Here is a 13,164-nt window from a genome sequence, read left to right on the forward strand (position 1 = left end):
CGCGGTCTTCACCGCGCGGCCCGTCTTCTTCTCCGCGGCCTCGAGCGCCGCGACCAGCTCGCCCTTGGTCTTCCTGGACTGGCCCGGACCCAGCACCTTCCGGGCGAGCTCGCGCAAGCTCTCGACGGTCATCTTCCTGAAGTCGGCCATGGCAGTGTTCGAGAGAAATCCGGGTTGGCCGCGGTCCGCAAGGGGTTTCCCGGGTCGGCAGCGCGCGGGCGGCGGCGTTCGCGTCGCGTGTCCCCCCTGCGCGGGGCTGGGCCGGCCGTCCGCCTCTGCTACGCTCGAATCTCGCAACGGTGGGGGCCTCATGCACCGTCGGGCAACGTCGACCACGAGGGGACTCGAGCCGTGCGCGAGGTGCGGCGGCGCGCACCCCGCGGATGCGTCCTGCTCGTCTCCCCTGCCGACGCTCGCCTTCGGCGGTGGATCCGGCCCGGCGCGGGCGCCCGCGGCGCAGGTCGCGGCGGTCGATCCGCTCCTGGGGACGCAGGTTGGCAGCTTTAGGATCTCGAGGCTCCTCGGCCGCGGCGGGATGGGCACCGTGTACCTCGCCGAGCATCCCGTGATCGGCAGCCGCGTCGCGGTGAAGTTCCTGCACGAGGCGATGTCGGCGGACGCGCAGGTCGTCTCGCGCTTCTACGACGAGGCGCGGGCGGTGAACCTCATCGGGCACGAGAACATCGTCGGCATCTACGACCTCTCGGTGCTCCCGCCGGGTCGCTTCTACTACGTGATGGAGCTCCTCGACGGCGAGACGCTCGCCGAGCGGGTCCGCGGAGGTCCGCTCGACCCCGCGACCGCCCTCGACGTCCTCCTGCAGCTCTGCGACGCGCTCCAGTGCGCGCACGAGCGGGGCGTCGTCCACCGCGACCTGAAGCCCGAGAACGTCTTCCTCGTGAACCGCCGCGGCCGCCGGAACTTCGTCAAGCTCGTCGACTTCGGCATCGCGAAGCTGCGCGGCGCCCGCGTCGCCGGCCGCACCGAGGCGGGGTTGATCGTCGGGACCCCCGAGTACATGGCGCCCGAGCAGTGCGAGGACGGTCCGATCGACGCGCGGACGGACGTCTATGCGCTGGGCGTCATCGCCTTCGAGCTCGCCACCGGGCGTCTCCCCTTCGCGGGGAGGAGCCTCGCGGCGCTCCTCCTCGCGCACCTCGAGGCGGTCCCCCCCCGCCCATCCGAGCTCGCCCCGGTCGCCCCGGCGCTCGAGCGGGCCATCCTCCGCGCCCTCGAGAAGGACCCCGATGCTCGCTTCGCGGACATGGCCACGTTCGCCGCCGCGCTCCGCGAGGCGCGCGCGGAGCTCCCGGCTCGCACGCCCTCCCCGGCTCCCGCCGCGGGCGCGGCACCGGTCCCGCGCGGTGCGGACGCCGCCCGGGAGGCCGCCGTCGAGGCGGAGGTGTGCGCCGGAGGCGCCCCCCCGGTGCGCCTCGCCGTCCGCGAGCTCACCCGGAGCGGCGCCTTCCTCCGCGGCGACGCGGCGCTCCCGCCGCTCCTCTCGCGGCTCCGGCTCACCCTCGCGCACCCCTCGCTGCGCGCGCCGCTCGGGCTGTCCGCCGAGGTGGTGCGCCACGTGTCCGCCGCCGAGGCCGCCGCCTGGCGGATGGACCCCGGCTTCGCGGTGCAGTTCGTGGACCTCGCGCCCGCGGACCGCGCCGCGCTCGCGACGCTCGCCGACACCCAGCGCCGCGCGACCCCGCCGCCGGCGGCGGGTCCCACGGGGGAGCCGCTCCTGCGCGCCCTCGAGGCCCGCGCCTCCGCGAGCCACTACGCGTTCCTCGCCGTGCCGCTCGACGCGGAGTTCGCCGACGTGCGGCGCGCCGCCCGGGGGCTGCGGGAGTCGCTCGAGGCGCTCCGGCTCCGGCCGCTCGCGGCCGATCACCCGGCCCGGGCGACCGCGCTCCTCGTACGCCTCGAGGCGGCGCAGGCGGCGCTCGCGACCCCCGCGGCCCGCCTCGCCCACGACGCCGAGCGCGGCAACGCCCTCGGCGTCTCGCGCTGCCTCGCCGCGGGCGTCCCCCGCGCCCTGCTCGAGTCGCGGCGGGCGGAGCTCCTCCGGGCGGCGCCCGCGCGCGGCGCCGAGGCGAGCCGCCAGCGCGCGCGCGCCGAGGTCGCCCGCAAGCTCGGGAACGCGGCCGCCGCCCTCGCAGCGTACGAGGCCGCGCTCGCGGCGGATCCACTCGACGTGGAGACCCTCGAGGCCTGCCTCGCCCTCCGCCGCGGGCCGAATGGCCCCGCCGCCCGCTGAGGGAGGCCCCCGCCGCGGGCTGAATAGACAATCCGAGCGCAGCGTCCAGGTCAGCGGGCCGCTCTTCGCCTACAATCGCCCGCCGATGACCGCGCTCGTCCCCGCCCTGCTGGCGCTCGCCCTCGGGCAGGCCGCCGCTGCCCCGGCCGCGCCGGAGCCCCCGCCGATCGCCGCCCCGGCGGTCGACGCGCCCGAGCCCGACCTCTCGCCCCTCCCGCGGCGCTACACCATCGAGCGGGTGGTCGTCTCCGGGCTGCACCACGCGCGCGAGCCGGAGGTGCGCCGCCACCTGCTCGTCACGGAGGGCGACCTGCTCGACGAGGAGCGCGTGCTCCTGTCGCGGCTGCGGCTCCTCCAGCTCGGCTGGTTCTCCAAGGTCGAGACGCGGGTCGAGCGCGGGAGCGAGCGCGGCCTCGTGGTGCTCGTGGTCGAGGTGGTCGAGCGGAACACGCTCCTCGTCACGGATCTCGTCCTGGGGTCGACGGGGCCGCAGCCCATCTACGGCGGCCTCGGCCTCTCGCAGCAGAACTTCCTCGGCCGGGGCTTCGGCCTCTCGGGCGCGTTCGTCTACGGCGGCTCGCCCGCGGGCCGGCCGCAGGATCCCGGCCGCTTCGCGGTGCGAGGCAGCTTCTTCGCGCCCGACCTGCCGCTCGCCCGCCGCGGGGCGCGGGGCGAGCGCGGCCTCGTCCTCGGCGCGACCGTCCTCTTCGTGCGCGGGGAGGAGCTCGCCTGCGGCGACCCGGACTGCGACGCCTTCTCGGACGACTTCGGCGCGGCGCCGCGGCTCCGCTACCAGCGCGCCTCGTTCGAGGGCACCATCGGCATCCGCCCCGGCGCCTTCGAGCGGCTCCTCGCGAGCTACCGGTACGAGGCCCTCCGGGAGCTCTCCGCCGGGGGCACGCCGGCCGCGCCCGAGAACCTGCCGGCGCTCCGGCCCGGCCGCTCGCGCCTCTCGGCGCTGACGGGGACCTACGAGATCGACACGCGCGACGACTTCTTCCTGCCGCGCGAGGGCCTCCGCGGCCTCGCCCAGGTGACGTTCGGCTCGCGCGTGCTCGGCGGCGACTACGAGTACAGCCGCTACCTCCTCCAGCTCGAGACGGCGTTCGGGCTCCTCGACCTCCCCCTCCGCCTCCAGGCGACGCTGGGCGCCGCGCAGGGCGGCGCGCCGTTCTTCGAGCGCTTCTACCCGGCGGACCTCGCCTACTTCGCCGTGGGTCCCGCCCTGGCGCGCTCGCTCGAGCTCAACTTCTCGACCGACTCGCGCTACGACGCGTTCGTCGCCATGGGCGGCCTCGAGTACGCCGTGCCGCTCTGGCAGCGGCAGGCCTTCTTCCGGCGCGGCTACCTCGCGCTCGGCGCGCGCGGCGTCTACTCCTCCCAGGTGCTCGGCGGCGCGCGGACCCGCTTCTCCCGCACCCCCGTCTCGGCCGAGCTCGCGCTCCGCCTCGACACGCCCGTCGGCGTCTTCAACGCGTCGCTCGGCTACGCGGTGGACAACCTGCTGTGACGCGCGCTCCCCGCAGGACCGGCCGCGCCGTGCGCCACCTCCTCGCCGCCCTCGGCGCCGCGGCCGCGCTGGGCGCCGTGGCCGCCGGCCCGCCCGAGCCGCTCGCCGCCCGGGTCGCTCCGCGCGCCGGCCGCGTCGAGGCGAGCCTCGATCTCTCCGCCGCGTTCCCGGCCGCGACCGAGCGCGACTTCGGCAACGGGCTCACGAACGTCGTCGCGATCTACGTCTCGGTCGTGCCCGACGGGTCCCGCGCGCCGGCCGCGCTCTACGGGCGGGTCGTGGAGATCCTCTTCGACGTCTGGGAGGAGACGTACGCGGTGACGGTGAAGGACCCGCGCGCGCCCCAGGGCGTGCACTACGTGCTGCCGGACTTCGCGGCGCTGCGCCGGTTCCTCTCCGAGGCGCGCGGCGTCGACCTGGGTCCGGTGCAGGCGCTGCCCGGGGCGCCCTACCACCTCGAGGCGCGCGTCGAGGTGAACCCCGTCTCGCGCGAGCAGCTCCAGCGCACGCGCGAGTACATCGCGAACCCCGCCGCCGGCACCCGCACCTCGGGCGGGACGCGCAGCGTGCTCGGCGCCGTCGCGAGCTTCCTCCTGCGCGAGCCCGATCCCGGCAGCGACGTGCACCTCTTCCGCTCGCGCTCGTTCGCGCCGGGCGCCGCGGCGTCGGGGGCGGGGCGGTGAGCGGCGCGCCCTCCCTCGTCCGCCGCGCGGCCGGCGCGCTCCGCGTCTCCCGGTTCGAGGCGAAGATCGCGGTCGCCCTCGTGGTCTCGGCGACGCTGCCGCTCCTCGGCGCGCTCCTCCTCGCCGGGAAGCTCGCCGAGGAGAACCTCGCGCTCGGCCTCGACCCCCGCGTGGTGGAGCGGCTCGAGGCGGTGCCCGCGCTGTACGGCGACCTCTTCCAGGCCCGCAAGCAGCTCTACGCCGAGCAGGCGCGCGCGCTCGCGCGCGGGCTCCCCAGGGACCGCGGGCGGACGCACGCGTATCTCGAGTCGGCGCTCGCGAAGACGCCGCGGCTCCGGCGCGTGTCGCTCCACGCCGCGGACGGCGCGGTCGTCGCCGAGGCCGAGACGCAGGCGGAGAACCCCGAGGGCGAGTGGCGGGAGGCGCCGGCGCGGGTGGCGCTCCCCGGCGGCGGACGCCTCGACTGCACGTTCGCCATCGAGGCGCGCTACTTCGCCGAGCTCGGCGAGGCGCGCGAGGTGGGCGAGCTCGTCCAGGGCGTGGACGCGCTCCGCTCGGAGATCCGGCGCAGCTACGTGCGCGCCTTCGCGCTCCTCCTCGTCGCGTGGGCGGCGGGGGCGGCCGCGATCGGCATCCTGCTCGCGCGCCGCACCACCCGGCGGGTCACGCGGCTCGTCGGGGCGGTCCGCCAGCTCGCCTCGGGCGACCTCTCGGTCCAGGTCGATCCCGGGCGGGCGAACGACGAGGTCGCCGGCCTCGCCCGCGCGTTCAACGCCATGGTCCGCGAGGTGCGGGAGAGCCGCGACCGGATCGTCTACCTCGAGAAGATCTCGGGCTGGCAGGACGTCGCGCGCCGGCTCGCCCACGAGATCAAGAACCCGCTGACGCCGATGAAGCTCGCGTTCCAGCAGCTCGAGGCGCGCTGGAAGGCAACCCGGGTCCGGGACCCCGACTTCGGCAAGCTGCTCGGCGAGGCGGGCGAGATCGTGCGCGAGGAGATCGGCACGCTGCAGCGGCTCGTGGACGAGTTCTCGGCGTTCGCGAAGCTCCCGGAGGTGCGGTCCGAGCCGTCGGAGCTCGGCGCGTTCGTGAAGGAGTTCCTCCGCACGAGCAAGCAGCTCGGGGCGGCCGCCGAGCTGTCCGTCGTGAAGGCGAGCGGCCCCTGCCCGGTCGCGCTCGACCGCCAGCTCATGCGCCGGGTGCTCACGAACCTCTGCCAGAACGCGATCGACGCGGCGCGCCCGGCGCGCGCCCGGATCCACCTCGGCATCGCGCGCACGCGCGAGCGCGCCGTGCTCACCGTCGCGGACGAGGGGCCCGGCATCGACCGGGACCTCTGGGACCGGATCTTCGATCCGTACTTCACGACGAAGGGGGTCGGCGGGACCGGCCTCGGCCTCGCGATCGTGAAGAAGATCGTCCTCCAGCACGGCGGCGAGATCCAGGTCGGCGATCGCCCGGGCGGCGGCGCGTCCTTCACCATCGCCCTGCCGCTCGCGCCCGAGGCGCAGCGGGCCGCCTGACGGTCCGCGGCGGGCCCGGGCCCGGCGTCGCCCCCCGCGGGCGGCGCGGAGCCCGGCCGGGCCCGGGTCCCCGCTGCGACGGCGGGTTCAGCTCGAGCGCGCAACGCTGTAGCATCCGCCGCCATGGCATACGATCTCGACGGCAAGGTCGCGCTGGTCACGGGCGCGACGGCGGGGTTCGGAGCGGCGTGCGCGGAGGCGCTCCTCCGCGCGGGCGCGCGGGTGGTCGCGACGGGGCGGCGCGAGGACCGGCTCGAGGCGCTCGCCGCCAGGGGCGGCGGCCGGGTCCACCCGCTCGTGCTCGACGTGCGCGACCGGGGCGCGGTCGAGGCGGCGATCTCCGGCCTCCCCCCGGGGTTCGCGGCGATCGACGTGCTCGTCAACAACGCGGGGCTGGCGCTCGGGCTCGAGCCCGCCCAGCGCGCGTCGCTCGACGAGTGGGAGACGATGATCGCGACGAACTGCACCGGCCTCGTGACGGTGACGCGCGCGGTGCTGCCCGGGATGGTCGAGCGGAACCGCGGGCACGTCGTGAACCTCGGGTCCGTCGCGGGGAGCTACCCGTACCCGGGCGGCAACGTCTACGGCGCGACGAAGGCGTTCGTGCGGCAGTTCTCGCTCAACCTGCGCGCCGACCTCCTCGGCACGGCCATCCGGGTGACGTCGATCGAGCCCGGGATGGCGGAGACGGAGTTCTCGCTCGTGCGGTTCGGCGGCGACGCCGAGCGCGCGAAGAAGGTCTACGAGGGCGTGACCCCGCTCTCGGGCGAGGACGTGGCGGACGCGATCGTCTGGTGCGTGACGCGTCCCGCCCACGTGAACGTGAACGCGCTCGAGCTCATGCCCGTGCAGCAGGCGTTCGCGCCGTTCGCGGTGAGCCGCAAGTGAGCCTCGCCGAGACGCGCGGCGCCGCCGGCCCGTGGGGAGCGGCGGCGCCGTCGAGGCCTCGATCGCCGCGCTACTCCGTCGCCTCGGCCCCCATCGTCGCCGGGTAGCCGATCTCGTCGGCGAGCGGCTGCAGCTCGCGGCGGAGCTTCTCCAGCGCACGGATCTCGAGCTGGCGCGCGCGTTCGCGAGAGAAGCCGAAGTGCTGGCCGAGATCCCGCAGCGTCTCCTTGCCGTCGCCCATGATGCGGGCCTCGACGATGTGGCGCTCGCGCGGGTCGAGGCGGCCCATCGCCTCGCTCACGCGCCGGTTGACGATCGCGTCCTCCTCGACGCGGGCGAGCTCCTCGTCCTGAGGATCCGCGTCGGCCGGGGTGAACTCGAGGTGCGTGCTCGTCCCGTCGGCGACCGGGGCGTCGAGCGAGAGATCGCGCCCCTCCATCCGCTGCTGCATCTCGATGACGTCGCTCGCCCGGACGCGGAGCTTCTTCGCGACGAGGTTCACGTCGATGCCCTCGGACTCGAGCCCGGCGCCCGGCGTCACGCGCTCGATCTCGTGGCGGGTGCGGGCGAGCGAGAAGAAGAGCTTCCGCTGCGCCTGCGTGGTCCCGATCTTCACGAGCGACCAGGACTTCAGGATGTGGTTCTGGATGTACGCCCGGATCCACCAGACCGCGTACGAGATGAGCCGGATCTCCTTGTCCGGATCGAACTTCTGCACCGCCTTCATGAGGCCGATGTTGCCCTCCTGGATGAGGTCGGCCATCCGCAGCCCGTAGGAGCGGTACTCGAAGGCCACCTTGACGACGAAGCGGAGGTTCGCCTCCACGAGCCGGTGGGCGGCGCGCGTCTTCCCCTCGTCCCGGTACTCGCGGGCCAGGCGACGCTCCTCTTCCACGGTGAGGAGCGCGACCTTGTTGATCTCGCGGAGGTACTGGTCGAGGGTGCTGCTCGCGCCGGTCGTTCGATTCATCGTTCCTGCCTCCTGGTGGCCTCGTGGTGATGTCGCGTCAGAGCCATCGAGCAATGGGCGTGCCGGGGAGGAGGTCCCCTGTTTCTGGCGCAAAACCGGGGGGTGCCGCGCCGCCGGAGCGGACGCAGACTGTAAGAACGAACGCAGTCGCCCGGTTCGAGATCGGTAACCGCGACAGGAGCGGCCATCCGCGGGCGCGAGGCCTCGCCGGTCACGGCGGCGCTCGCTCGTGCGCTCGTGCTCCAGGGAGCCAGAGCCTGCAGAAACGACGACCAGCGCCCGGGCGCCGGAGCGCCCGGCGAGCGGGCGAGCGACCGGTCTCGCGCAGAGGACGAACCTCATGGAGGGGTTCCGAGGGCAGCGGCGCGGCCGGTGAGCGAGCGGTACAGCTCGAGCGTCCGGTCCGCCATCCGCTTCGGGCTGAACCGCCGCGCGCGCGCCCGCGCGCGACCGGCGAGGAGCGCGCGCCGTCCGGGGTCGGCCGCGAGCGCGCCGATGGCCGCGGCGAGGGCGTCGTCCTCGCCCGGCGTGACGAACGCGGCCGCGCCCGCCCAGCTCTCGCGAAGGCTGGGAATGTCTCCGAGGACGAGCGCGCAGCCCGCGAGCGCCGCCTCGAGGACCGAGAGCCCGAACGGCTCGTACCGCGCCGGGTGCGCGAAGATGGCCGCCTCTCCCATCCATCGGGCGAGCTCCTCCTCCGGCAGGTGGCCGAGGAGCTTCGCGCCGCCACCGGCCTCCGGCACGCGGGGCGCCCGGGTCGCGCGCGCGGGCTCCTCGGTCTCGCCGGCGATCGCGACGCGCCAGGGGAGCCGGAGCCGCGGCGCGATGCGCACCAGCGCCGCCGCGTTCTTCGCCTCGTCCCACAGCCGTCCGGCGCCGAGGACCAGCTCCGCCTTCGCTCGCGGGCGGAAGCGCGCGGGGTCGCGGCCGCCGGGGATGACGGTCGGGCGCGGGATCGGGCCGTAGTGGCGGACGAGCGCCTCGGCCATCGCCGCGCTCGGCGCCGCGACCGCGTCGGCGCCGCGCAGCCCGGCAGCCACGACGTCGCGGTAGTGGTTCCACTCCGGAGGCGCGACCTCGTGCCGGACCGCCTCGAACCACGACAGCACGCAGGAGTGCCCCATGACGAGCTTCGGCGCGCGGAACGGGAGCGCCCCGTGCGCGAACGCGTTGGAGTGGACGACGTCGGGGCGCTCGCGCGCCTCGAGCTCGAGGAGCCAGCGGCCCGCGGCGCCGACGTCCTCCCAGGGGTCCTCCATCCACTCGAGCCGAAAGGCGCGCTCCTCGTGCACGAGGCCCGGGATGCCCGCGAGCGCCCGTCGCTGGTCGGGCGTGAGCAGGCGCCCTTCGGTGGCGAGCACCACGGCGACGCCCCGGGCGGCGAGCGCGCGCGAGAGCTCGACCGCGTAGGTGAACACGCCCCCGAGGGCGTCCGCGACGAGGAGGACCTTCATCGGCGCCCTGAGATCCGGTCGAGCACGACCTGCACTTCGACGATGCGTTCCATCTCCGGATCGTAGCGGCCGCCCTCCGCGAGCGCCCCGGCGAGATGCGCGACTCGGGTTCGAGTACTACGCCATCCGCCGGTCGCGGTCCCGCGCCGGCGCGCGCCCCCGCCGGTCGGGCAGTTGCCCGATGGCCGTCCGTCCGGTGCGGGAGCAGCTTGAGGGAGGCCCGGACATGGAGCGGGCCCCCCCATGGCGGACGAGATGCTCTGGCCGGGTCGGCCCCACCCCCTCGGCGCGACCTGCGACGACGAGGGCACGAACTTCGCGGTGTACGCGCGCGAGGCGGACGCGGTGGACCTCTGCCTCTTCGATCCCGCCGATCCCGCGCGCGAGCTGCGCCGCGTGCGGCTCACCGAGCGGACGGGGCACGTCTGGCACGGCTACCTGCCCGGCGTGAAGGCGGGGGCGCTGTACGGCTACCGCGCCCACGGCCCGTACGAGCCCGAGGTGGGCCTCCGCTACGACGGCGCGAAGCTGCTCGTGGATCCCTACGCCCGCGCGATCTCGGGCGAGGTCGATCTGGCGGGTCCGATCTTCGCCTACCGGCCCGACGCGCCCGAGCAGGACCTCGCCATGGACGACCGCGACAGCGCAGCGGCGGTCCCGCGCTCCGTCGTCGTGGGCGGGGGCTTCGACTGGGGCGACGATCGTCCGCCGCGCACCCCGCTGCACCGGAGCCTCATCTACGAGGTGCACGTGAAGGGCTTCACGGCGCGTCACCCCGAGGTCCCGCCCGAGCTGCGAGGCACCTACGCCGGGTTCGGCTCGCCGCCCGCCGTCGCCCACCTGCAGCGGCTCGGCGTGACCGCGGTCGAGCTGTTGCCGGTCCACGAGTACCTCGACGACCCCTTCCTGCACGCGAAGGGCCTCACGAACTACTGGGGCTACTCCACCCTCGGCTTCTTCGCGCCGGAGCAGCGGTACGCCCGCGGCAGCCGCGGCGAGCAGGTGACCGAGTTCCGCGAGATGGTGAAGGCGCTGCACGCCGCGGGGATCGAGGTGATCCTCGACGTCGTCTACAACCACACCTGCGAGGGGAACCACCTCGGCCCGACGCTCTCGCTGAAGGGGCTCGACAACCGCAGCTACTACCGGCTCGTCGACGAGTCGCCCCGCCACTACTGGGACGCGACCGGCTGCGGGAACTCGCTCGACACGACGAACCCGCAGACGCTGAAGCTCGTGATGGACTCGCTCCGCTACTGGGTCGAGGAGATGCACGTCGACGGCTTCCGCTTCGACCTCGCCGTCACGCTCGCCCGCGATCCCGAGCTCTTCGACGAGGCGTCGCGCTTCCTCGTCGCCGTCCACCAGGATCCGGTGCTCGAGCGGGTGAAGCTCATCTCCGAGCCGTGGGACCTCGGCCCGGACGGCTACAAGGTGGGCGCGTTCCCGGTGCGCTGGTCGGAGTGGAACGGCAAGTACCGCGACGTCGTGCGCCGCTTCTGGAAGGGGGACGAGGAGCTCGCGAGCGAGATGGGCTACCGCCTGACCGGCTCCGCCGACCTCTACGAGGGGGCCGGCCGGAAGATCTACGCGAGCGTGAACTTCGTCACCGCCCACGACGGCTTCACGCTGCGCGACCTCGTCAGCTTCGACCACAAGCACAACGAGGCGAACCTCGAGGAGAACCGGGACGGCGCCGACGACAACCACTCCTGGAACTGCGGGGCGGAGGGCGAGACGGACGACCCCGCCATCCTCGCCCTGCGCGACCGGCAGATGCGGAACCTCATGGCGACCCTGCTCGTGTCGCAGGGCGTCCCCATGATCGCCGCCGGCGACGAGCTGGGGAAGACGCAGGGGGGCAACAACAACGCGTACTGCCACGACGACGAGCTCTCCTGGCTCGACTGGAACCTCGACGAGCGCCGCCGCGCCTTCCTCGCCTTCGTGCGCAGGATGGTCAAGCTGCGGATGGAGCAGCCGGTGCTGCAGCGGCGCCGGTTCTTCCGCGGCGGCCACCCGTGGGACTCGTCGCTCAAGGACCTCGCCTGGTTCCGCCCCGACGGCTCGGAGATGACGGAGGAGGACTGGCAGAAGCCGTTCGCGAGGTCGGTCGCCTTCCTCCTCGGCGGCGACCAGATCGCGACGCCGGACGAGCGGGGCGAGCGGATCATGGGCGACTCCCTGCTCGTCCTCCTCAACGCCTGGCACGAGCCCGTCACCTACGTCCTGCCCGACGTGGACTGGGGGCAGGAGTGGCAGGTGCTCGTGGACACCGCCGGCGCGTCCGAGGAGAAGCACGAGCACGTGAAGGCGCGTGGCGCCGTGCCGGTCGAGGCGCGCTCCCTCGTGATCCTCTCCCGCCCGGCCGATCGCTGACGCGGCGCGCGGGGAAGGCGCTCCCGGCGGCGGCCGATTCGCGCGGCCGCCCCGGCCCGGCCTTATAATCCCCGCCCCATGGACGCGACGAAGCCGACCGTGCTCGTGGTGGACGACGAGCGCAACATCCGCCGCACGCTGCGCATGGTCCTCGAGGCGGAGGGCTACGCGGTCTCGGAGGCCGAGAGCGCGGAGGACGCGCTCAAGATCCTCGAGGGGGAGCCGGTCGATCTCGGCATCTTCGACATCCGCCTGCCCGGCATGGACGGGCTCGCCCTGCTCTCCCGCGCGCGCGAGCTGTGGCGGGACCTGCCGGTGGTGGTCATCAGCGGCCACGCCGACACGAGCGACGTGGTCGACGCGGTGAAGCGCGGCGCGACCGACTTCTTCTCGAAGCCGGTCGACCGCGACCGCGTGCTCGTCTCGGTGAAGAACGCGCTCGCCCGGCGCTCGCTGGAGGAGAAGGTCCAGGTCCTCGCCTCCCGGGAGCGGAAGTTCCAGGACGAGATGCTCGGCGAGAGCCCGGCCATGCGGCGGCTGCGCGAGGACATCGCCAAGGTCGCCCCGACGAGCGGCCGGGTGCTCGTCCTCGGCGAGTCCGGCACGGGCAAGGAGCTGGTCGCCGCGGAGATCCACCGGCAGTCGAAGCGGGCGCAGGGGCCGTTCGTCAAGGTCAACTGCGCGGCCATCCCCTCCGAGCTCATCGAGAGCGAGCTCTTCGGCCACGAGAAGGGCAGCTTCTCCGGGGCGGCGGCGCGGCGGCGCGGCCAGTTCGAGGTCGCCCACGGCGGGACCCTGTTCCTCGACGAGATCGGCGACATGAGCCTGTCGGCGCAGGCGAAGGTGCTGCGCGCCCTCCAGACCGGCGAGATCGTGCGGGTCGGCAGCGAGCGCGCCCTCACCGTGGACGTCCGCGTCATCGCCGCGACGAACAAGGATCTCGAGGCGGAGGTCCGCGAGGGGACGTTCCGCGAGGACCTGTTCTTCCGCCTGAACGTGGTGCCGCTCGTCTCGCCGCCGCTGCGCGACCGGCTCGAGGACGTACCGCTCCTCGCCGAGCGGTTCTTCCAGCTCGCCGCGCGCGAGAACGGCACGCGCCCCAAGGCGATCGACCCCGAGGTGTACGACCGCCTGCGCGCCTACCGCTGGCCCGGCAACGTGCGCGAGCTCCGCAACGTCTGCGAGCGGATGGTGATCATGAGCGGCGACCGGATCACCGCCGCGGACGTGCCCGAGGCGGTCGGGCCGCGCCAGGCCGCCGCGCCCGCCGCCGGCGCGTCGGACCTGTCGCGCTACGGCGAGGTCCCGCTCCGCGAGCTCCGCGACCTCGTCGAGCGCGACTACATCCTGAAGAAGCTCGAGGAGCACGACTGGAACATCACGCAGGCCGCGCAGGCGCTCGGCGTCGAGCGCACGAACCTGCACAAGAAGATCAAGCAGCACGGGCTCTCGCGCGCGGGGCGGGGCGCGCCCGTGCCCGACCCGGACGGCGACGAGGGGTGACCC

General features: G+C 74.5%; 9 protein-coding genes. 7 read left to right on the forward strand and 2 right to left on the reverse strand.

Features of this window, described 5'->3' with window-relative positions; translation table 11 throughout:
* Positions 1 to 310: 310 nt before the first annotated feature.
* From MNY60_RS07495 to MNY60_RS07515, 5 genes are all read left to right on the forward strand, one after another.
* Positions 311 to 2,251 (forward strand): serine/threonine-protein kinase, encoded by a 1,941-nt coding sequence (locus MNY60_RS07495; RefSeq protein WP_277956894.1) that lies wholly within the window; start codon positions 311 to 313, stop codon positions 2,249 to 2,251.
* Positions 2,252 to 2,336: 85 nt separating this feature from the next.
* Positions 2,337 to 3,761, forward strand: a complete 1,425-nt coding sequence (locus MNY60_RS07500) for a BamA/TamA family outer membrane protein (RefSeq protein WP_242355192.1) — start codon at positions 2,337 to 2,339, stop codon at positions 3,759 to 3,761.
* A gap of 29 nt (positions 3,762 to 3,790) precedes the next feature.
* The gene (locus tag MNY60_RS07505; RefSeq protein ID WP_242338014.1) at positions 3,791 to 4,444 is read left to right on the forward strand and encodes a hypothetical protein; all 654 of its coding nucleotides are present in this window, start codon (positions 3,791 to 3,793) and stop codon (positions 4,442 to 4,444) included.
* Positions 4,441 to 5,967 (forward strand): PAS domain-containing sensor histidine kinase, encoded by a 1,527-nt coding sequence (locus MNY60_RS07510; protein ID WP_242338012.1) that lies wholly within the window; start codon positions 4,441 to 4,443, stop codon positions 5,965 to 5,967. The genes MNY60_RS07505 and MNY60_RS07510 overlap by 4 nt, the downstream gene beginning before the upstream one ends.
* Positions 5,968 to 6,090: 123 nt before the next feature.
* Positions 6,091 to 6,855, forward strand: coding sequence for an SDR family oxidoreductase (locus MNY60_RS07515; RefSeq protein ID WP_242338010.1), 765 nt, complete (start codon positions 6,091 to 6,093; stop codon positions 6,853 to 6,855).
* Positions 6,856 to 6,925: 70 nt separating this feature from the next.
* Here MNY60_RS07515 and MNY60_RS07520 read toward each other — a convergent pair whose 3' ends face one another.
* Together MNY60_RS07520 and MNY60_RS07525 are read right to left on the reverse strand one after the other, a co-directional pair.
* Positions 6,926 to 7,825 (reverse strand): RNA polymerase factor sigma-32, encoded by a 900-nt coding sequence (locus MNY60_RS07520; protein WP_242338008.1) that lies wholly within the window; start codon positions 7,823 to 7,825, stop codon positions 6,926 to 6,928.
* A 338-nt stretch (positions 7,826 to 8,163) separates the two neighbouring features.
* Entirely contained in the window at positions 8,164 to 9,279 is a 1,116-nt protein-coding gene (locus tag MNY60_RS07525; RefSeq protein ID WP_242355194.1) for a glycosyltransferase family 4 protein, read from the reverse strand.
* Positions 9,280 to 9,522: 243 nt separating this feature from the next.
* On the opposite strand from MNY60_RS07525, the gene glgX reads away from it, so the two are divergent.
* Both glgX and MNY60_RS07535 read left to right on the forward strand, forming a co-directional pair.
* A complete protein-coding gene (glgX, locus tag MNY60_RS07530) occupies positions 9,523 to 11,658 on the forward strand; it encodes a glycogen debranching protein GlgX (RefSeq protein ID WP_242338004.1) in 2,136 nt (711 codons plus the stop codon).
* 78 nt (positions 11,659 to 11,736) lie between these two features.
* Positions 11,737 to 13,161: a sigma-54 dependent transcriptional regulator gene (locus tag MNY60_RS07535; RefSeq protein WP_242338002.1), complete on the forward strand. Its 1,425-nt coding sequence runs from the start codon at positions 11,737 to 11,739 to the stop codon at positions 13,159 to 13,161.
* Positions 13,162 to 13,164: the final 3 nt, after the last annotated feature.

The organism is Anaeromyxobacter sp. SG17, assembly GCF_022690695.1.
Classification (GTDB): domain Bacteria; phylum Myxococcota; class Myxococcia; order Myxococcales; family Anaeromyxobacteraceae; genus Anaeromyxobacter; species Anaeromyxobacter soli.